The 19,735-nt window shown below is 52.9% G+C and carries 15 protein-coding genes, 4 tRNA genes and 1 other RNA gene; 15 read left to right on the forward strand and 5 right to left on the reverse strand.

Going from position 1 to position 19,735, the window contains the following annotated elements:
• Positions 1–202: 202 nt before the first annotated feature.
• Positions 203–751 carry a GNAT family N-acetyltransferase gene (locus WN53_RS09840; RefSeq protein WP_024486839.1) on the reverse strand — a complete coding sequence of 183 codons (549 nt, stop codon included), beginning with the start codon at positions 749–751 and terminating at the stop codon, positions 203–205.
• A gap of 393 nt (positions 752–1,144) precedes the next feature.
• Between WN53_RS09840 and WN53_RS09845 the strand changes: the two genes are divergently transcribed.
• From WN53_RS09845 to shiA, 15 genes are all read left to right on the forward strand, one after another.
• Positions 1,145–1,220 (forward strand) — tRNA-Thr (locus tag WN53_RS09845).
• A 25-nt stretch (positions 1,221–1,245) separates the two neighbouring features.
• Positions 1,246–1,330, forward strand: a tRNA-Tyr gene (locus WN53_RS09850).
• 44 nt (positions 1,331–1,374) lie between these two features.
• A non-coding RNA gene (locus tag WN53_RS29140) (RtT sRNA) lies at positions 1,375–1,485 on the forward strand.
• A gap of 40 nt (positions 1,486–1,525) precedes the next feature.
• Positions 1,526–1,600 (forward strand) — tRNA-Gly (locus WN53_RS09855).
• Between the two features lie 6 nt (positions 1,601–1,606).
• Positions 1,607–1,682: transfer RNA gene (locus WN53_RS09860), tRNA-Thr, on the forward strand.
• 111 nt (positions 1,683–1,793) lie between these two features.
• Positions 1,794–2,978 carry an elongation factor Tu gene (tuf, locus tag WN53_RS09865; RefSeq protein ID WP_046808053.1) on the forward strand — a complete coding sequence of 395 codons (1,185 nt, stop codon included), beginning with the start codon at positions 1,794–1,796 and terminating at the stop codon, positions 2,976–2,978.
• 256 nt (positions 2,979–3,234) lie between these two features.
• Positions 3,235–3,618 (forward strand): preprotein translocase subunit SecE, encoded by a 384-nt coding sequence (secE, locus tag WN53_RS09870; protein WP_021182153.1) that lies wholly within the window; start codon positions 3,235–3,237, stop codon positions 3,616–3,618.
• Between the two features lies 1 nt (position 3,619).
• Positions 3,620–4,165 (forward strand): transcription termination/antitermination protein NusG, encoded by a 546-nt coding sequence (gene nusG, locus WN53_RS09875; protein WP_021182154.1) that lies wholly within the window; start codon positions 3,620–3,622, stop codon positions 4,163–4,165.
• 157 nt (positions 4,166–4,322) lie between these two features.
• Entirely contained in the window at positions 4,323–4,751 is a 429-nt protein-coding gene (gene rplK / locus WN53_RS09880) for a 50S ribosomal protein L11 (protein WP_024485331.1), read from the forward strand.
• Between the two features lie 3 nt (positions 4,752–4,754).
• The gene (gene rplA / locus WN53_RS09885) at positions 4,755–5,459 is read left to right on the forward strand and encodes a 50S ribosomal protein L1 (protein WP_024485330.1); all 705 of its coding nucleotides are present in this window, start codon (positions 4,755–4,757) and stop codon (positions 5,457–5,459) included.
• A 331-nt stretch (positions 5,460–5,790) separates the two neighbouring features.
• Complete coding sequence (gene rplJ, locus WN53_RS09890; protein WP_024485329.1) at positions 5,791–6,288, forward strand: 50S ribosomal protein L10; 498 nt, start codon at positions 5,791–5,793, stop codon at positions 6,286–6,288.
• A 65-nt stretch (positions 6,289–6,353) separates the two neighbouring features.
• The gene (rplL, locus tag WN53_RS09895; RefSeq protein WP_021182158.1) at positions 6,354–6,719 is read left to right on the forward strand and encodes a 50S ribosomal protein L7/L12; all 366 of its coding nucleotides are present in this window, start codon (positions 6,354–6,356) and stop codon (positions 6,717–6,719) included.
• 332 nt (positions 6,720–7,051) lie between these two features.
• Positions 7,052–11,080 carry a DNA-directed RNA polymerase subunit beta gene (gene rpoB / locus WN53_RS09900; RefSeq protein ID WP_024485328.1) on the forward strand — a complete coding sequence of 1,343 codons (4,029 nt, stop codon included), beginning with the start codon at positions 7,052–7,054 and terminating at the stop codon, positions 11,078–11,080.
• 118 nt (positions 11,081–11,198) lie between these two features.
• Positions 11,199–15,422, forward strand: coding sequence for a DNA-directed RNA polymerase subunit beta' (gene rpoC / locus WN53_RS09905; RefSeq protein WP_024485327.1), 4,224 nt, complete (start codon positions 11,199–11,201; stop codon positions 15,420–15,422).
• 109 nt (positions 15,423–15,531) lie between these two features.
• Positions 15,532–16,878 carry a shikimate transporter gene (shiA, locus tag WN53_RS09910; protein WP_024485326.1) on the forward strand — a complete coding sequence of 449 codons (1,347 nt, stop codon included), beginning with the start codon at positions 15,532–15,534 and terminating at the stop codon, positions 16,876–16,878.
• A 64-nt stretch (positions 16,879–16,942) separates the two neighbouring features.
• Here shiA and WN53_RS09915 read toward each other — a convergent pair whose 3' ends face one another.
• From WN53_RS09915 to WN53_RS09930, 4 genes are all read right to left on the reverse strand, one after another.
• Positions 16,943–17,227: a helix-turn-helix domain-containing protein gene (locus tag WN53_RS09915; RefSeq protein ID WP_024485325.1), complete on the reverse strand. Its 285-nt coding sequence runs from the start codon at positions 17,225–17,227 to the stop codon at positions 16,943–16,945.
• A complete protein-coding gene (locus tag WN53_RS09920; protein ID WP_024485324.1) occupies positions 17,217–17,537 on the reverse strand; it encodes a type II toxin-antitoxin system RelE/ParE family toxin in 321 nt (106 codons plus the stop codon). Before WN53_RS09920 ends, WN53_RS09915 begins: the two co-directional genes overlap by 11 nt.
• Positions 17,538–17,792: 255 nt before the next feature.
• Complete coding sequence (gene thiH, locus WN53_RS09925) at positions 17,793–18,956, reverse strand: 2-iminoacetate synthase ThiH (protein ID WP_024485323.1); 1,164 nt, start codon at positions 18,954–18,956, stop codon at positions 17,793–17,795.
• Positions 18,956–19,735 carry a thiazole synthase gene (locus WN53_RS09930; RefSeq protein ID WP_024485322.1) on the reverse strand — a complete coding sequence of 260 codons (780 nt, stop codon included), beginning with the start codon at positions 19,733–19,735 and terminating at the stop codon, positions 18,956–18,958. Before WN53_RS09930 ends, thiH begins: the two co-directional genes overlap by 1 nt.

The raw sequence follows: 19,735 nt of genomic DNA on the forward strand, positions 1-19,735 counted from the left end.
TAACGCAGGTTGGGAAAGGCGCTGGACGCCAACTCCAGATAATAATCAAACTGCATATTATAGACAGCTGGCTTTTAGGCGTAGACTTTTTTCGCAATTGTGGTCGATTAGTGGCAGTTTTTACCAATAGTGCGAACAGGCACGCAATTGAGAAAGGGCCTGTTGCAAGGCGGTATCACTGGGCAATGATACCGTTTTCAGGTCAGCTAACGGCGGCGCGAGAGGGTTGTTGAACGGCAAACAGCCGCTTGTAGTAAATCGCCGTCGGATGGTAATACCCGTCGGGAGCCGCGGCGTAATCGGGTATCTCCCCGAGGCAACGATAGCCCAACGAGCGATACAGCCCTTCGGCTGCAGAACCGGCCTGGGTGTCCAGATAAAGCAGGCCACGGCGGATCTCAAGCGCCATTTTTTCCAGCGATTTCATCAACGCTTGCCCAACGCCATTGCGGCGGGCGCGGCTGTGCACCAGCAGTTTTTGTACTTCGGCCCGGTTGCGGCCGTTCGGCTTTTGACACAGGGCTAGTTGGACGGTGCCAATGACGCCGCTTTCATCTCTGGCAATCCACAATAGCAACTCTCCTTTGGCCAAAGCAGGGCGTAGGCTATGGAAGTAGCTCTCGGCATCTTCGTGGGGAATTTGCGTGTCGTAACCTACTGAAGCCCCGTGAGTGACCGCATCGGTGAGCAACTGCGCCAGTTCGGCGCGGTAAATGGGAAGCGTTGCCGCATTGATCAGGACAATTTTCATCGGTCATACCTCCTGGCTATTAGGGATAATGATGATAAGCAATAAGCGCGCCAATGCGGCTAACCTGTGCGGGTGCAGCCAGTCCAGGGACGAAAGCGGTATATAAGCACCATCAGAGAGCACCGTCCTTTTTGTGGTGCACCATCCCGATCGCGGCTTTCAACCGATAGGCTATCTTTGATTGAGCGATACGGAAAAGTTCAGGGAAAGCCTCAGCAGGGTAGGTCTAAAATAGTTTAGATTAATGCCCATAATTGATGAAATTTTGCGCCTCAACGGTAAAAAATTGCGAGCCGGATGCAGAAATCGGCTGATTTATGAGCGATAGGGCTTAGATCGCAATTTTTTTGTTGCATAGCCCGTCAGCTCTACCTAGAATGCGCTGCACTTGATGCCGGCTTAGCTCAGTAGGTAGAGCAACTGACTTGTAATCAGTAGGTCACCAGTTCGATTCCGGTAGCCGGCACCATTCAAGTATAAAGTAGTTAAAATCTGGTGGGGTTCCCGAGCGGCCAAAGGGAGCAGACTGTAAATCTGCCGTCACAGACTTCGAAGGTTCGAATCCTTCCCCCACCACCATTTTAGACCTGAAGTTCATGGTCACACCGAGCGGTCATGCTGAATCAAGCGCCGAGCGGGGAAGGTGAAAACCTTCAAACAGTTCGCGCCGCGTAACGGAAGTTGCTGGCACGAAGGGTGAAGAGTTAAGCGACGAACAATCCTTCTCTCCACCTTTAAAGTCTACAGAAAAGTCAGGTAGCCGAGTTCCAGGATGCGGGCATCGTATAATGGCTATTACCTCAGCCTTCCAAGCTGATGATGTGGGTTCGATTCCCACTGCCCGCTCCAAGATGTGCTGATATAGCTCAGTTGGTAGAGCGCACCCTTGGTAAGGGTGAGGTCGGCAGTTCGAATCTGCCTATCAGCACCACTTCTTAATTTCTCGCCCCCTGATTTTCTTTCTGTTTCCTGAATTCAACAAGCAAATGCTTGGTTGATGTGGTGATACCACCGATTTATCCGTGTCTTAGAGGGACAATCGATGTCTAAAGAAAAATTTGAACGTTCAAAACCGCACGTTAACGTCGGTACTATCGGCCACGTTGACCACGGCAAAACTACCCTGACCGCTGCAATCACTACCGTTCTGGCTAAAACCTACGGTGGTTCTGCACGTGCTTTCGACCAGATCGATAACGCGCCAGAAGAAAAAGCTCGTGGTATCACCATCAACACTTCTCACGTTGAATATGACACCCCGACTCGTCACTACGCGCACGTTGACTGCCCAGGGCACGCCGACTACGTGAAAAACATGATCACCGGTGCTGCTCAGATGGACGGCGCTATCCTGGTTGTAGCTGCGACTGACGGCCCTATGCCTCAGACTCGTGAGCACATCCTGCTGGGTCGTCAGGTTGGCGTTCCTTACATCATCGTATTCATGAACAAATGCGACATGGTTGATGATGAAGAGCTGCTGGAACTGGTAGAAATGGAAGTTCGTGAACTTCTGTCTGCTTATGACTTCCCTGGTGATGACCTGCCGGTTGTTCGTGGTTCAGCGCTGAAAGCACTGGAAGGCGAAGCTGAGTGGGAAGCTAAAATCATCGAGCTGGCCGGTCACCTGGATTCCTACATCCCAGAACCAGAGCGTGCTATCGATCAGCCGTTCCTGCTGCCAATCGAAGACGTATTCTCCATCTCCGGTCGTGGTACCGTAGTTACCGGTCGTGTTGAGCGCGGTATCGTTAAAGTTGGCGAAGAAGTTGAAATCGTTGGTATCAAAGACACCGTTAAGTCTACCTGTACTGGCGTTGAAATGTTCCGCAAACTGCTGGACGAAGGCCGTGCTGGTGAGAACGTTGGTGTTCTGCTGCGTGGTATCAAGCGTGAAGACATCGAACGTGGTCAGGTACTGGCTAAACCAGGTTCCATCAAGCCGCACACTCAGTTCGATTCAGAAGTGTATATCCTGAGCAAAGAAGAAGGTGGTCGTCATACTCCATTCTTCAAAGGCTACCGTCCACAGTTCTACTTCCGTACAACTGACGTGACCGGTACCATCGAACTGCCAGAAGGCGTAGAGATGGTAATGCCAGGCGATAACGTGAACATGGTTGTTACCCTGATCCACCCAATCGCTATGGACCAAGGCTTGCGTTTCGCAATCCGTGAAGGCGGCCGTACCGTTGGCGCGGGCGTTGTTGCCAAAGTTATCGCTTAATCGCGGATAATATTTGACGCGACATGCGATAAAAGGGCATCATTTGATGCCCTTTTTCTACGCTGTGAACTAGAACCTATCTCATCAGCGATTTTGCAGTCATAATCATTGGTGAGATGGGCTCTTAAACGGTATTGACTGAAATACGTCATGGCGTAAAACACCGAGATGCTGCCAAGCGGCATCTGTTCGGTTTGGTTTGCCTCGCATTGCGAGGCAAAGTTGTTTGTTCGAATCATTAGTGACAGGTTGGTTTATGAGTGCGAATACCGAGGCTCAAGGGAGCGGGCGCGGCCTTGAAGCGGCCAAGTGGTCAATCGTCGCCGTTCTGTTGGTTGTGGCTATCGTCGGTAACTATTACTACCGTGATTTCAGCCTGCCGCTGCGTGCGTTGGCCGTTGTCGTGGTTATTGCCGTTGCAGGTGCAGTGGCATTGATGACCACTAAAGGCAAGGCCACCGTTGCGTTTGCGCGCGAAGCGCGTACTGAAGTACGTAAAGTGATCTGGCCAACTCGTCAGGAAACGTTACACACCACGTTGATCGTTGCCGCGGTAACCGCCGTGATGTCACTGATTCTGTGGGGCCTGGATGGTATATTGGTCCGTCTGGTATCGTTTATTACTGGCCTGAGGTTCTAAAATGTCTGAAGCCCCAAAAAAACGCTGGTACGTCGTTCAGGCGTTTTCCGGTTTTGAAGGTCGCGTAGCGCAATCGCTGCGTGAACATATCAAACTGCACGATATGGAAGAGCTGTTCGGCGAAGTCATGGTTCCCACCGAAGAAGTGGTGGAGATCCGTGGCGGTCTGCGTCGTAAGAGTGAGCGTAAATTCTTCCCTGGCTATGTACTGGTTCAGATGGTGATGAATGACGCCAGCTGGCACCTGGTGCGCAGTGTTCCTCGTGTTATGGGCTTCATCGGTGGAACTTCCGATCGTCCTGCACCGATCAGCGATAAAGAAGTGGATGCTATTATGAACCGCCTGCAGCAGGCTGGTGATAAGCCACGTCCGAAAACGATGTTCGAGCCGGGTGAATTGGTGCGCGTCAACGATGGTCCATTTGCTGACTTTAACGGTGTCGTTGAAGAAGTGGACTACGAGAAGAGCCGCCTGAAAGTGTCTGTCTCCATCTTTGGCCGTGCAACGCCGGTGGAACTGGACTTTAGCCAGGTAGAAAAAGGCTGATCAAATAATCAGCAAGGCGAGCGGATTTGTGGCTTGTCAGAGGCGCGAAATTGAACTATAATTTCGCGCCTTTTGTTTTTAGATGTCTTGCTCTTGCAGCGAGACGAAACACGGGGAGCCTCTCAGGAGGCGATATTACCCAAACGAGGAAATTTCAATGGCCAAGAAAGTACAAGCCTACGTTAAGCTGCAAGTTGCAGCCGGTATGGCTAACCCAAGTCCACCAGTTGGTCCAGCTCTGGGTCAGCAAGGTGTTAACATCATGGAATTCTGTAAGGCATTTAACGCTAAGACTGACAGCGTTGAGAAAGGCCTGCCGATCCCGGTTGTTATTACAGTTTATTCTGATCGCTCCTTCACTTTCGTAACCAAAACCCCGCCGGCAGCAGTTCTGCTGAAGAAAGCGGCTGGTGTTAAATCTGGTTCCGGCAAGCCAAACAAAGAAAAAGTTGGCAAAGTGACTAGTGCACAGGTTCGTGAAATCGCAGAAACCAAAGCTGCGGACATGACTGGTTCTGACGTTGAAGCGATGATTCGCTCCATCGAAGGTACTGCTCGTTCCATGGGCCTGGTAGTGGAGGATTAAGAAATGGCTAAGCTGACCAAGCGCATGCGCGTGATCCGTGACAAAGTTGATGCTACTAAACAGTATGACATCCTCGAAGCTGTTGCTCTGCTGAAAGAGCTGGCCACCGCTAAATTCGTAGAAAGCGTTGACGTTGCCGTTAACCTCGGCATCGACGCTCGTAAATCAGACCAAAACGTTCGTGGTGCTACCGTTCTGCCACACGGCACCGGTCGCAGCGTTCGCGTTGCCGTATTTGCCCAGGGCCCTAACGCTGAAGCTGCTAAAGCTGCAGGCGCAGAGCTGGTAGGTATGGAAGACCTGGCTGACCAGATCAAGAAAGGCGAGATGAACTTCGACGTAGTTATTGCTTCCCCGGATGCAATGCGCGTTGTAGGTCAACTGGGCCAGGTTCTGGGTCCACGTGGTCTGATGCCTAACCCGAAAGTGGGTACCGTTACCCCTAACGTTGCTGAAGCTGTGAAGAACGCTAAAGCAGGTCAGGTTCGTTATCGTAACGACAAAAACGGTATCATCCATACCACTATCGGTAAGGTTGATTTCGACACAGACAAGCTGAAGGAAAACCTGGAGTCTCTGCTGGTTGCGCTGAAAAAAGCCAAACCATCTCAGGCAAAAGGCGTGTACATCAAGAAAGTTAGCCTCTCCACCACCATGGGTGCTGGCGTAGCTATCGATCAAAGCGGCTTGACTGCTGTAGCGAACTAATCACCTGGTGATTAATCGCTTTGACTTGGGGGTGGGATTCATCTAGAATCTTATCCCCCAAGGTTCTGCTACGTGCGGAACAACAGATTTTTCGGTTGGAGCCTGGCCTATCCAGGCCTCCGTCCAAGACCGCAGGTGTGCCGCAAGGCACTTAATCCTTCCTGCGTAGACGGTGACAGAGCCTAAAGAAATTTTTTCTTTTTTAAAAAGAATGGTCTTTGCTGGATTCTGCTCACCGTGTTAAGCCGCTCAACGGCGCGTGTTCGCACAAGCTGTTGAGTGAAGTGAGTTCCGGGGATTTTCCCCGGCTAAATCCAGGAGCAAAAAGCTAATGGCATTAAATCTTCAAGACAAACAAGCGATTGTTGCTGAAGTCAACGAAGTAGCCAAAGGCGCGCTGTCTGCGGTAGTTGCGGATTCTCGTGGCGTTACCGTTGATAAAATGACTGAACTGCGTAAAGCAGGTCGTGAAGCTGGCGTTTACATGCGTGTTGTTCGTAACACCTTGATGCGTCGCGTAGTTGAAGGCACTCCGTTCGAATGCCTGAAAGACACGTTTGTCGGTCCTACCTTGATTGCATTCTCTACTGAACACCCGGGCGCTGCTGCTCGTCTGTTCAAAGAGTTCGCGAAAGCGAATGCAAAATTTGAGGTTAAAGCTGCGGCCTTTGAAGGTGAGCTGATCCCTGCGGCACAAATCGACCGCTTGGCAACGCTGCCTACTTACGATGAAGCAATCGCACGCCTGATGGCAACCATGAAAGAAGCCGCTGCTGGCAAATTGGTTCGCACTCTGGCTGCAGTACGCGATCAGAAAGAAGCGGCATAAGCCTCTCTCTTTCTTAGCCTTTGCTTACGTATTTAAACTATTTCTGAATTTTAGGAACTTTTGTTATGTCTATCACTAAAGACCAAATTATCGAAGGCGTTGCAGCCCTGTCTGTAATGGAAATCGTTGAACTGATCGCCGCTATGGAAGAGAAGTTCGGTGTTTCTGCTGCTGCTGTAGCTGCAGGTCCTGCTGCTGCTGTTGAAGCTGCTGAAGAAAAAACTGAATTCGACGTTGTACTGAAAGGTATCGGCGCGAACAAAGTTGCAGTAATCAAAGCAGTACGTGGCGCAACTGGCCTGGGTCTGAAAGAAGCTAAAGACCTGGTTGAGTCTGCACCAGCAGCACTGAAAGAAGGCATCAGCAAAGACGACGCTGAAGCACTGAAAAAAGCTCTGGAAGAAGCTGGCGCTGAAGTTGAAGTTAAATAAGCCACTGCTTTTGGAGTGCAGTCTGTTTTAACTAACAGACTGATGGCTGGTGACTTTTTGGTCACCAGCCTTTTTGCGCTGTAGGGCGTCAGTAGAGTTTCACACTGTTTGACTACTGGCTAACCCCAATATTTCTTTCTATCGACGACTTAATATACTGCCCTCTGCGCCGCAGCCGAATCTGCCGCCACGGCAATGAAATGATTTAAGCGTGATAGAAACGAGTATTGCGGAAAGTGTTCTCGCTTTCCGGTCAACAAAACGGTGTTGCATGAACCGTCCCCTATCCGGACGGACAATAGGTTCGACTTTCCAGCGAGCTGAGGAACCCTATGGTTTACTCCTATACCGAGAAGAAACGTATTCGTAAGGATTTTGGTAAGCGTCCGCAAGTTTTGGACATACCTTATCTCCTTTCTATCCAGCTTGACTCGTTCCAGAAATTTATCGAGCAAGACCCAGAAGGGCAATACGGCTTAGAAGCCGCATTCCGTTCTGTTTTCCCGATCCAGAGCTACAGTGGCAATTCGGAGCTGCAATACGTTAGCTACCGTCTTGGTGAGCCGGTGTTTGACGTTAAAGAGTGCCAGATCCGTGGTGTGACGTACTCTGCACCGCTGCGCGTAAAACTGCGCCTGGTCATCTACGAACGTGAAGCACCAGAAGGTACGGTCAAAGACATCAAGGAACAAGAAGTCTATATGGGCGAGATTCCGCTCATGACCGAAAACGGTACCTTTGTCATTAACGGTACTGAGAGGGTTATCGTATCCCAGCTGCATCGTAGTCCTGGTGTGTTCTTCGACAGCGATAAGGGCAAAACCCACTCCTCGGGTAAAGTGCTGTATAACGCACGTATCATCCCTTACCGTGGCTCATGGCTGGATTTCGAGTTTGACCCGAAAGACAACCTGTTCGTGCGTATCGACCGTCGCCGTAAACTGCCTGCGACCATTATTCTGCGCGCGCTGAGCTACACCACTGAGCAGATCCTTGACCTGTTCTTTGAGAAAGTTGTTTTCGAGATCCGTGATAACAAGCTGCAGATGGAGCTGGTTCCAGAGCGTCTGCGTGGTGAAACTGCGTCCTTCGATATCGAAGCCAACGGTAAGATCTACGTTGAGAAAGCACGCCGTATCACCGCTCGTCATATCCGTCAGCTCGAAAAAGACGAAATTCGCAGTATTGAAGTACCGGTTGAGTACATCGCGGGCAAAGTGGTCGCGAAGGACTATATCGATACCAATACCGGCGAACTGATCTGTGCAGCCAACATGGAGCTGTCACTGGATCTGTTGGCCAAGCTGAGCCAGTCAGGCCACAAGCGTATCGAAACGCTGTTCACCAACGATCTGGACCACGGTGCGTACATCTCTGAAACCGTACGTGTCGACCCAACCAGCGATCGTCTGAGCGCTCTGGTAGAAATCTACCGCATGATGCGCCCTGGTGAGCCACCAACGCGTGAAGCCGCGGAAAGCCTGTTTGAGAACCTGTTCTTCTCTGAAGACCGCTACGATCTGTCTGCGGTTGGCCGGATGAAGTTCAACCGTTCTCTGCTGCGTGACGAGATCGAAGGTTCGGGCATCCTGAGCAAAGACGACATCATCGAAGTGATGAAGAAGCTCATCGATATCCGTAACGGTAAAGGCGAAGTGGACGATATCGACCACTTGGGCAACCGTCGTATCCGTTCCGTTGGCGAAATGGCCGAGAACCAGTTCCGTGTCGGTCTGGTACGTGTTGAGCGTGCGGTGAAAGAACGTCTGTCCCTGGGCGATCTGGATACCCTGATGCCTCAGGACATGATCAACGCCAAGCCAATTTCGGCGGCGGTGAAAGAGTTCTTCGGTTCAAGCCAGCTGTCCCAGTTTATGGACCAGAACAACCCGTTGTCCGAGATCACGCACAAACGTCGTATCTCTGCATTGGGCCCAGGCGGTCTGACCCGTGAACGTGCCGGCTTTGAAGTTCGAGACGTACACCCGACTCACTACGGTCGCGTGTGTCCAATCGAAACGCCGGAAGGTCCAAACATCGGTCTGATCAACTCCTTGTCCGTGTACGCACAGACCAACGAGTATGGCTTCCTGGAAACCCCGTACCGCCGCGTGCGTGACGGCGTGGTTACCGATGAAATCAACTATCTGTCTGCTATTGAAGAAGGCAACTTCGTTATCGCTCAGGCGAACTCCAACCTGGATGAAGAAGGCCGCTTCGAAGAAGACCTGGTTACCTGTCGTAGCAAAGGCGAATCAAGCCTGTTTAGCCGCGACCAGGTTGACTATATGGACGTATCAACCCAGCAGGTTGTTTCTGTTGGTGCTTCACTGATCCCATTCCTGGAACACGATGACGCCAACCGTGCATTGATGGGTGCGAACATGCAACGTCAAGCGGTGCCAACCCTGCGTGCTGACAAGCCGCTGGTAGGTACCGGTATGGAACGTGCCGTAGCGGTTGACTCCGGTGTTACTGCCGTAGCCAAACGTGGTGGTGTGATCCAGTACGTGGATGCTTCCCGTATCGTTATCAAAGTTAACGAAGACGAGATGTACCCGGGCGAAGCAGGTATCGATATTTATAACCTGACCAAGTACACCCGTTCTAACCAGAACACCTGTATCAACCAGATGCCTTGTGTGAATCTGGGTGAGCCAATCGAGCGCGGCGACGTGCTGGCAGATGGCCCGTCTACAGACCTGGGTGAACTGGCATTGGGTCAGAACATGCGCGTCGCGTTCATGCCTTGGAACGGCTACAACTTCGAAGACTCCATTTTGGTCTCCGAGCGTGTAGTACAGGAAGATCGCTTCACCACCATCCACATTCAGGAACTGGCTTGCGTGTCTCGCGACACCAAACTGGGGCCGGAAGAGATCACCGCCGACATCCCTAACGTGGGTGAAGCAGCGCTCTCCAAACTGGATGAATCCGGTATCGTGTATATCGGTGCAGAAGTGACCGGTGGCGACATTCTGGTTGGTAAGGTAACGCCGAAAGGTGAAACCCAGCTGACGCCAGAAGAGAAGCTGCTGCGTGCGATCTTCGGTGAGAAAGCGTCTGACGTTAAAGACTCTTCTCTGCGCGTACCAAACGGCGTTTCCGGTACGGTTATCGACGTGCAGGTCTTTACCCGCGATGGCGTGGACAAAGACAAGCGTGCGTTGGAAATCGAAGAGATGCAGCTGAAGCAGGCGAAGAAAGACCTGACTGAAGAACTGCAGATCCTGGAAGCTGGCCTGTTCGCTCGTATCCATGCGGTACTGGTTTCTGGTGGTATCGAAGCCGAGAAGCTGAGCAAACTGCCACGCGATCGCTGGTTGGAACTGGGCCTGACCGACGAAGACAAGCAAAACCAGCTGGAGCAGCTGGCAGAGCAGTACGACGAACTGAAATCCGACTTCGAGAAGAAGCTGGATGCCAAGCGTCGTAAGATCACCCAAGGCGACGATCTGGCACCAGGCGTGCTGAAAATCGTCAAGGTGTATCTGGCCGTTAAGCGTCAGATCCAACCGGGTGACAAGATGGCAGGCCGCCACGGTAACAAGGGTGTTATCTCCAAGATCAACCCGATCGAAGATATGCCTTACGATGAAAACGGTACGCCGGTTGACATCGTTCTGAACCCGCTGGGCGTTCCATCGCGTATGAACATCGGTCAGATCCTGGAAACTCACCTGGGTATGGCGGCGAAAGGCATTGGTGAGAAGATCAACCAAATGCTCAAGCAGCACCAGGAAGTGGCCAAGCTGCGTGAATTCATCCAGAAGGCTTACGATCTGGGTGACGGCGTTTGCCAGAAAGTTGACCTGAACACCTTCACCGACGACGAAGTCTTGCGTCTGGCAGAGAACCTGAAAAAAGGTATGCCGATCGCAACCCCAGTCTTCGATGGTGCGAAAGAGTCAGAAATCAAGCAACTGCTGGAAATGGGCGGTATCCCGACTTCAGGTCAGATTACGCTGTTTGATGGCCGTACCGGCGAGCAGTTCGAGCGCCAGGTAACCGTCGGCTATATGTACATGCTGAAACTGAACCACTTGGTTGACGATAAGATGCACGCGCGTTCTACCGGTTCTTACAGCTTGGTTACTCAGCAGCCGCTGGGTGGTAAGGCGCAATTCGGTGGTCAGCGCTTCGGTGAGATGGAAGTGTGGGCGCTGGAAGCATACGGCGCAGCTTACACCTTGCAGGAAATGCTTACCGTTAAGTCGGATGACGTCAACGGCCGTACCAAGATGTACAAAAACATCGTGGATGGCGATCACCGTATGGAACCAGGCATGCCGGAGTCCTTCAACGTACTGTTGAAAGAAATCCGCTCGCTGGGTATCAACATCGAACTGGAAGGCGACTAATCGCTATTCCAGCTCTGGCTCCCGACCTTAGGGAGCCAGAGGGTGGTTGTTCAGGTCACACGGGCGCGCGATTTGTCAGCGTGCGCCCAACAGGTTTAACTCCGACAGGAGCCAATCCGTGAAAGACTTATTAAAGTTTCTGAAAGCGCAAACTAAGACCGAAGAGTTTGATGCGATCAAGATTGCTCTGGCATCGCCAGACATGATCCGTTCATGGTCGTTCGGTGAAGTTAAAAAGCCGGAAACCATTAACTACCGTACGTTCAAACCTGAGCGTGACGGCCTTTTCTGCGCCCGTATCTTTGGGCCGGTAAAAGATTACGAGTGCCTGTGCGGTAAGTACAAGCGCTTGAAACACCGCGGCGTGATTTGTGAGAAGTGCGGCGTTGAAGTGACCCAGACCAAAGTACGCCGTGAGCGTATGGGCCACATCGAACTGGCTTCCCCAACTGCGCACATCTGGTTCCTGAAGTCGCTGCCTTCGCGCATCGGTTTGCTGCTGGATATGCCGCTGCGTGACATCGAACGTGTACTGTACTTCGAATCCTACGTAGTAGTCGAAGGCGGTATGACCAACCTCGAGCGTCGTCAGATCCTGACTGAAGAGCAGTATCTGGATGCGCTGGAAGAGTTTGGTGACGAATTCGACGCCAAGATGGGTGCGGAAGCTATTCAGGCCCTGTTGAAAAACATGGATCTGGAAGCCGAGTGTGAGCAGCTGCGTGAAGAGCTGAACGAAACCAACTCCGAAACCAAGCGTAAGAAGCTGACCAAGCGTATCAAGCTGCTGGAAGCGTTCGTGCAATCTGGTAACAAACCAGAGTGGATGATCCTGACCGTGCTGCCGGTACTGCCGCCAGATCTGCGTCCATTGGTTCCACTGGATGGTGGCCGTTTCGCGACTTCAGATCTGAACGATCTGTACCGCCGCGTGATCAACCGTAACAACCGTCTGAAACGCCTGCTGGATCTGGCTGCGCCGGACATCATCGTGCGCAACGAAAAGCGTATGCTGCAAGAAGCGGTAGATGCCCTGCTGGATAACGGCCGTCGCGGTCGTGCCATCACCGGTTCCAACAAGCGTCCTCTGAAATCTTTGGCCGACATGATCAAAGGTAAGCAGGGTCGTTTCCGTCAGAACCTGTTGGGTAAACGTGTTGACTACTCTGGTCGTTCTGTAATCACCGTAGGTCCATACCTGCGTCTGCATCAGTGCGGTCTGCCGAAGAAAATGGCACTGGAGCTGTTCAAACCGTTCATCTACGGCAAGCTGGAACTGCGTGGCCTGGCCACAACGATCAAAGCCGCCAAGAAAATGGTTGAGCGCGAAGAAGCTGTCGTTTGGGATATCCTGGACGAAGTGATCCGCGAACACCCGGTACTGCTGAACCGTGCACCAACCCTGCACCGTTTGGGTATTCAGGCGTTTGAACCGGTTCTGATCGAAGGTAAAGCGATCCAGCTGCACCCGCTGGTTTGTGCGGCATACAACGCCGACTTCGATGGTGACCAGATGGCTGTTCACGTACCGTTGACGCTGGAAGCCCAGCTGGAAGCGCGTGCGTTGATGATGTCTACCAACAACATCCTGTCACCAGCGAACGGCGAGCCAATCATCGTTCCTTCTCAGGACGTTGTATTGGGTCTGTACTATATGACTCGTGACTGTGTTAACGCCAAAGGCGAAGGCATGGTTCTGACGGGTCCTAAAGAAGCTGAACGCGTTTACCGCGCCGGTCTGGCCTCTCTGCATGCACGCGTAAAAGTGCGTATTACAGAAGAGATCAAGAATACCGAAGGTGAATCTGTTCACCAGACTTCGATTATTGATACCACTATCGGTCGCGCCATCCTGTGGATGATCGTACCGCAAGGTCTGCCGTACTCGATCGTCAACCAGCCTTTGGGCAAGAAAGCGATCTCCAAGATGCTGAACACCTGTTACCGCATCCTGGGCCTGAAGCCGACCGTAATCTTCGCTGACCAGATCATGTACACCGGTTTTGCTTACGCTGCCCGTTCAGGCGCGTCTGTAGGTATCGATGACATGGTTATCCCAGCCAAGAAAGCAGAGATCATCGAAGAAGCGGAAACCGAAGTTGCCGAGATCCAGGAGCAGTTCCAATCTGGTCTGGTTACCGCGGGCGAACGCTACAACAAAGTGATCGATATCTGGGCTGCGGCGAACGAACGTGTTGCTAAAGCGATGATGGAAAACCTGTCGGTTGAAGACGTGGTTAACCGTGACGGCGTGGTGGAACAACAAGTTTCCTTCAACAGCATCTTTATGATGGCCGACTCCGGTGCTCGTGGTTCTGCCGCTCAGATCCGTCAGTTGGCGGGTATGCGTGGCCTGATGGCCAAGCCAGATGGCTCCATCATTGAAACGCCAATCACTGCGAACTTCCGTGAAGGTCTGAACGTACTCCAGTACTTCATCTCCACGCACGGTGCTCGTAAAGGCTTGGCGGATACCGCACTGAAAACGGCAAACTCCGGTTATCTGACCCGTCGTCTGGTTGACGTGGCGCAGGATCTGGTAGTGACCGAAGACGACTGTGGTACTCACAACGGCATCATGATGACTCCGGTTATCGAAGGTGGTGACGTTAAAGAGCCACTGCGTGAACGCGTTCTGGGTCGTGTGACTGCTGAAGATGTCATCAAGCCGGGTACGGCTGACATCCTGGTGCCACGTAACACCCTGCTGAACGAGAAGACTTGTGACCTGTTGGAAGAGAACTCTGTCGACAGCGTTAAAGTCCGTTCCGTAGTTAGCTGTGAAACCGACTTTGGTGTGTGCGCCAACTGCTATGGTCGCGACCTGGCACGTGGTCACATCATCAACAAAGGTGAAGCCATCGGCGTTATCGCGGCCCAGTCCATCGGTGAGCCGGGTACACAGCTGACGATGCGTACGTTCCACATCGGTGGTGCGGCATCTCGTGCGGCAGCAGAATCCAGCATCCAGGTGAAGAACAAAGGTAACCTGAAGCTGAGCAATGTGAAGTTCGTTATGAACGCCGCAGGCAAGCTGGTAATTACCTCGCGTAATACCGAACTGAAGCTGATCGACGAATTCGGCCGTACCAAAGAAAGCTACAAAGTGCCTTACGGTGCCGTAATGGGCAAAGGTGATGGTGCAGAAGTTAACGGCGGCGAAACCGTTGCTAACTGGGATCCACACACCATGCCGGTTGTGACCGAGGTGAGCGGTTTCATTCGCTTCGCCGATATGGTTGACGGCCAGACCATTACCCGCCAGACCGACGAACTGACCGGTTTGTCTTCTCTGGTAGTACTGGACAGCGCAGAGCGTACCGGTAGCGGTAAAGACCTGCGTCCGGCACTGAAAATCGTTGATGCCAAAGGCGACGACGTATTGATCCCAGGTACTGATATGCCTGCTCAATACTTCCTGCCGGGTAAAGCGATTGTGCAGCTGGAAGACGGCATTCAGATCGGTGCGGGTGATACCCTGGCGCGTATTCCTCAGGAATCCGGCGGTACCAAGGATATTACCGGTGGTCTGCCACGCGTTGCTGATCTGTTCGAAGCACGTCGTCCGAAAGAGCCGGCAATCCTGGCTGAAATCAGCGGGATTATCTCGTTCGGTAAAGAGACCAAAGGCAAACGTCGCCTGGTAATCTCTCCACTGGACGGCAGCGACGCTTACGAAGAGATGATCCCTAAATGGCGTCAGCTCAACGTGTTCGAAGGTGAAATTGTGGAACGTGGTGACGTTGTTTCTGACGGCCCAGAATCTCCACATGACATTCTGCGTCTGCGTGGTGTGCATGCGGTTACCCGCTACATCACCAACGAAGTGCAGGAAGTTTACCGTCTGCAAGGCGTTAAGATTAACGATAAACACATCGAAGTTATCGTTCGTCAGATGTTGCGTAAAGGGACCATCGTTAGCGCTGGTAGCACCGAGTTCCTGGAAGGCGAACAGGCTGAAGTATCACGTGTTAAGATTGCTAACCGTAAACTTGCTGCTGAAGGCAAGATCGAAGCAACCTTCTCACGCGATCTGCTGGGTATCACCAAGGCTTCCTTGGCGACCGAGTCCTTCATCTCTGCTGCATCGTTCCAGGAAACGACGCGCGTTCTCACCGAAGCGGCCGTTGCCGGTAAGCGTGATGAACTGCGCGGCCTGAAAGAGAACGTGATCGTGGGCCGTCTGATCCCAGCCGGTACCGGTTACGCTTATCACCAGGATCGTATGCGCCGTAAGGCTCTGGGTGAAACTCCGGTTGTTCCGCTGGTTAGCGCGGAAGAAGCGACAGCCAACCTGGCCGAATTGCTCAACGCCGGTAACCTGGGTGGCAGTGACGAATAAGTCACTTCATCCCTGACTGCACGTTAAGCAGTGAATGACTAAAGCCCTGGCTATCCTAGCCGGGGCTTTTTGTTGTACAGTGCTGTAAAGTTAAAATAACGGGACAGGCATGGATACCTCAACTTCAGTCAGTGGCAGCAGCGCTGCCAACAGTGAAATAACCTCATCAACCCAGTATTCTCAAAGCCGCGCGCGACGCGCCGCCTGGGGAAGCTTTGTTGGTGCCGTAGTCGATTGGTACGACTTCCTACTGTACGGAATAGTTGCCGCTTTAGTCTTTAACACCGAATTCTTCCCGCAGGTCAGCCCAACGATGGGCACGCTGGCCGCCTTTGGCACCTTTGGCGTCGGTTTCTTGTTCCGCCCGTTAGGTGGCATGGTGTTCGGGCATTTTGGCGATAAGCTGGGCCGTAAGCGTATGCTGATGATCACCGTCTGGATGATGGGGATCTCTACGGCGTTGATCGGCCTGCTGCCCTCGTTCGATTCGGTCGGCTGGTGGGCCCCGGTCATGCTGGTGCTGCTACGAGCGGTGCAAGGGTTTGCTGTGGGTGGTGAATGGGGTGGTGCTGCCTTGCTGGCGGTAGAAAGCGCGCCTAAGAAGAGAAAAGCCTTTTACAGCAGCGGCGTACAGATTGGTTTTGGCGTCGGGCTGCTGTTGGCTACTGGTTCTGTTTCCCTGGTCAGCCACTACACCAGCAATGAGGACTTTATCAACTGGGGCTGGCGTTTGCCGTTCCTGTTCAGCCTGGTGCTGGTCGCCATTGCCTGGTGGATCCGTAACGGCATGGATGAGTCACAGGAGTTTGAAGCCAATAAAACGCTGCACGAACGGGCCGAGAAAATCCGCAAGTTCCCGATCTTTGAGGCGCTGCGCCAGAACCCCAAAGCCTTCTTGTTGATCATTGCCCTACGCTTTGGCGAACTGCTGACGATGTATATCGTCACGGCCTTTGCCATGAACTACTCAACCACCCATCTTGGCCTGTCACGGGATCTGTTCCTGAATATTGGCTTGCTGGTCGGGGCGGTGAGCTGTGTCTCGATCCCTTGCTTTGCCTATTTGGCCGATAGCTTTGGCAGACGGCGGATCTACGTGACGGGAGCATTGATTGGTGTTGCCAGCACGGTACCGTTTTTCATGGCGCTGGAAAGCCGTAACACGGTGATGATTATCTTCTTTGCCATCATGCTGGGAAATATGGCGCACGATATGCTGGTCAGCGTGCAGCAGCCGATGTTTACCGAGCTGTTCGGCACGGCATACCGCTATAGCGGAGCCGGAGTTGGTTATCAGGTCGCGAGCGTGGTCGGCGGTGGCTTCACGCCGTTTATTGCCGTGTTGCTGGTGGAGTTGATGGACGGCTCCTGGCATCTGGTTGCCGCCTATCTGGCGCTAGGGTGCCTGCTTTCGGCCATTGTTGGTATGCGTATGAAACCCCAGACGGCGGATTGAAACGTTTATAGGGGCGCAGTATACGGCGCCCCGACAAAGGGAAAGGTAGCGCTAGCGGGTGTTTTTAACCAAGGGACAGTTTAATGCGCATTCCACAGGCCGCTGCATATCGTCGTAAAGTGGAGAGGCTTGCATTTGAAACATTCCTCTCCAGCCGACTCACTGCGGGTTGGCTGACCCCCATTCGTACAGCAATCTCTGTGCTTGTCAGTCCTGATTTAGACTTCATTTCGATCAGGACTGCGCGAAGTTCCTCTTCCTGGCTTTCTTCCTCATAGGCCTTTCTAACTTCAGGATTAGCAAGAGATTTAGCTTTAACTTCTGAAAATTTAATACCTTTAACTGTCATCTTTCAGTTCCTCCCATCTTGACTTCGCCAAGGCTATTTCAGCTTTCGGTGTCTTAGGGGATTTCTTTATGAACGTTCTTAAGATGTAGATCTTACGTCTTTTCGCATAAGCAAAAAACGTTCTGGTGATATCTTTTCGGCCAACCCGTAACTCAAACAATCCGCCTTCGATGATGTCCGTGTCCGGATATCTCAGTTCCGGTCCTTTGGCTTCCAGCTTTTCAAGTCCTTTAAGCGCCTTGGCCTGCATAACAGGTTCGAGCTCATAAATTTCTCTCTCAGCCTCTGGGTGAAATAGCAATTCATACATATAAGCCCCCACAGGTGAATAGTCAACATAACCTATGGGTTATAATAATGTATAAGTTATATTTTATAGGCAAAGTCAACCAAGGAACCGGAAGCGTGCGGCCAGTCCCCGCACGCTCCGGCGTTTGGTAAGCAAGGTTATCAAGAGGGGGAGATAACCTTGGTTGGTTTAGGAACGCTTGCCAACACCGCCACTATAACGAGGCCATTTCTCCCTGCCAGCTCGCCTTGGCGGCTTTGCGCAGTGTTTCCAGACCTATTGGCTCGATGGTGCAACCGTTGCAGGTAGTTGCGTAGCGCGTCCCAGATAATCATCCCAATCTTTCCACACCGGCTGTAGCCCGGCGGCACCGATAGCCTGTGCCACCTGCTGCGGCGTTCGGTTGTCGTGCGGTTCGAACTGTTCCAGCTCTGGCGGCACATCGTCGGCATAACCACCCGGCTGGGTTTTGGAACCGGCACTGACGCTGTTGATGGCTACCGGGATCATATGGTCGCGGAAGAAGGCCGACTCTCGTGTAGATAATGAAAGCTCCACGTCAGGAGCGAATAACCGGAAAGCACAGATCAACTGTACCAGTTGCGGTTCACTCATGATCGAGGCCGGCTCAATACCCCCGGCGCAGGGCCGCAGGCGAGGGAACGAGATCGAGTAACGGCTCTGCCAGTAAGTCTGTTGCAGATAAAACAGATGCTCTGCCAGCAGATAGCAGTCCGTGCGCCAACTGCTGGAAAGCCCGATCAGCGCTCCTAGCCCGATCTTGTCGATCCCGGCGCGCCCCAGACGATCCGGCGTACTCAGCCGCCAATGAAAATCCTGTTTCTGGCCACGCAGATGGTGCTGCTGATAGGTCGCGGGATGATAGGTTTCCTGATAGACCAACACGCCGTCCAGCCCAAGGGCTTTCAGCTCGGCGTAGTCTTGTTGTGCCAGAGGCTGCACCTCCATCATCAGCGAACTGAAATGGCGGCGGATCGCCGGAATATGCTGGCGGAAATAATCCATGCCGACTTTGCGCTGATGTTCTCCGGTCACCAGCAGCAGGTGCTCAAATCCTAATGCCTTGATAGCCGCGCATTCCCGTTCGATCTCTGCCGCATCAAGCGTTTTGCGCTTGAGGTGGTTACTCATCGAAAAACCGCAGTAGGTACAATCGTTGGCACACAGGTTAGAAAGATATAACGGCACATAAAAGCTCACCACGTTACCGAAACGCTGGCGGGTGAGCTGCTGTGCTCGTTGCGCCAGGGGCTCCAGATAGGGGGCGGCGGCAGGGGAGATAAGCGCCATAAAATCCTCCCGCGTCAGCTTGGCGCTATTCAGCGCCTGCTCAACGTCACGTGCCGTTTTGCTGTTAATACGCAGCGTCAGGTCATCCCAATCCCAACTTGGCAGGCGCTCGCTAAAATCACTGGCCATCAGCATTTCTCCTCTGAATGACTGAGAAACGCCGTCAGCGGACTGGATGCGGCGGCGATCGACTGGCGGCTGCCTAGCCCGGAGTTGCGTGCTAACTCTCCGGCCTCCAGAGCCAGGCGGAAAGCCTGGGCCATTTGCACCGGATCCCGCGCCACGGCGATGGCGGTATTGACCAGTACCGCATCGGCTCCCAGTTCCATCGCCTCTAACGCGTGGCTTGGGGCACCGATCCCGGCATCAATGACTACCGGCACTTTGGCCTGTTCAATAATGATCTCAAGGAAATCACGGGTCAGTAAGCCACGGTTAGAACCGATTGGCGCGCCGAGTGGCATTACGGCTGCACAGCCCGCTTCTTCCAGCCGCTTACACAGCACCGGATCGGCACCGCAGTAAGGCAGCACCACAAAGCCCTGTTTGACCAGGATCTCCGCCGCTTTGAGCGTTTCGATCGGGTCTGGCAGCAGGTATTTCACCTCTGGGTGAATTTCCAGTTTGACCCAGTGAGTCCCCAGCGCTTCGCGCGCCAGCCGGGCGGCAAATACCGCCTCATCTGCCGTTTTTGCCCCGGAAGTGTTGGGCAGTAATTTCACGCCCAACCGTTGCAGCGGTGCCAGAATGGCGTCATTCCCACCGCGCAGGTCGACGCGTTTCATCGCCATGGTGACCAGTTGCGAGCCGGAGGCTTGTAGTGCAGCCAGCATCAACTCGGGCGTAGCGAATTTCCCCGTGCCGGTAAACAGACGTGAGGTAAAGGTGGTATCGGCGATTTGCAGCAT

The organism is Serratia fonticola (assembly GCF_001006005.1).
Taxonomy (GTDB): Bacteria; Pseudomonadota; Gammaproteobacteria; order Enterobacterales; family Enterobacteriaceae; genus Chania; species Chania fonticola.

Coding starts and splice junctions, on each gene's coding strand:
- WN53_RS09840 (WP_024486839.1), bottom strand. CDS start 751: ATGAAAATTGTCCTGATCAATGCGGCAACGCTTCCCATTTACCGCGCC.
- tuf (WP_046808053.1), top strand. CDS start 1,794: ATGTCTAAAGAAAAATTTGAACGTTCAAAACCGCACGTTAACGTCGGT.
- secE (WP_021182153.1), top strand. CDS start 3,235: ATGAGTGCGAATACCGAGGCTCAAGGGAGCGGGCGCGGCCTTGAAGCG.
- nusG (WP_021182154.1), top strand. CDS start 3,620: ATGTCTGAAGCCCCAAAAAAACGCTGGTACGTCGTTCAGGCGTTTTCC.
- rplK (WP_024485331.1), top strand. CDS start 4,323: ATGGCCAAGAAAGTACAAGCCTACGTTAAGCTGCAAGTTGCAGCCGGT.
- rplA (WP_024485330.1), top strand. CDS start 4,755: ATGGCTAAGCTGACCAAGCGCATGCGCGTGATCCGTGACAAAGTTGAT.
- rplJ (WP_024485329.1), top strand. CDS start 5,791: ATGGCATTAAATCTTCAAGACAAACAAGCGATTGTTGCTGAAGTCAAC.
- rplL (WP_021182158.1), top strand. CDS start 6,354: ATGTCTATCACTAAAGACCAAATTATCGAAGGCGTTGCAGCCCTGTCT.
- rpoB (WP_024485328.1), top strand. CDS start 7,052: ATGGTTTACTCCTATACCGAGAAGAAACGTATTCGTAAGGATTTTGGT.
- shiA (WP_024485326.1), top strand. CDS start 15,532: ATGGATACCTCAACTTCAGTCAGTGGCAGCAGCGCTGCCAACAGTGAA.
- WN53_RS09915 (WP_024485325.1), bottom strand. CDS start 17,227: ATGACAGTTAAAGGTATTAAATTTTCAGAAGTTAAAGCTAAATCTCTT.
- WN53_RS09920 (WP_024485324.1), bottom strand. CDS start 17,537: ATGTATGAATTGCTATTTCACCCAGAGGCTGAGAGAGAAATTTATGAG.
- thiH (WP_024485323.1), bottom strand. CDS start 18,956: ATGGCCAGTGATTTTAGCGAGCGCCTGCCAAGTTGGGATTGGGATGAC.
- WN53_RS09930 (WP_024485322.1), bottom strand. CDS start 19,735: ATGCTGCAAATCGCCGATACCACCTTTACCTCACGTCTGTTTACCGGC.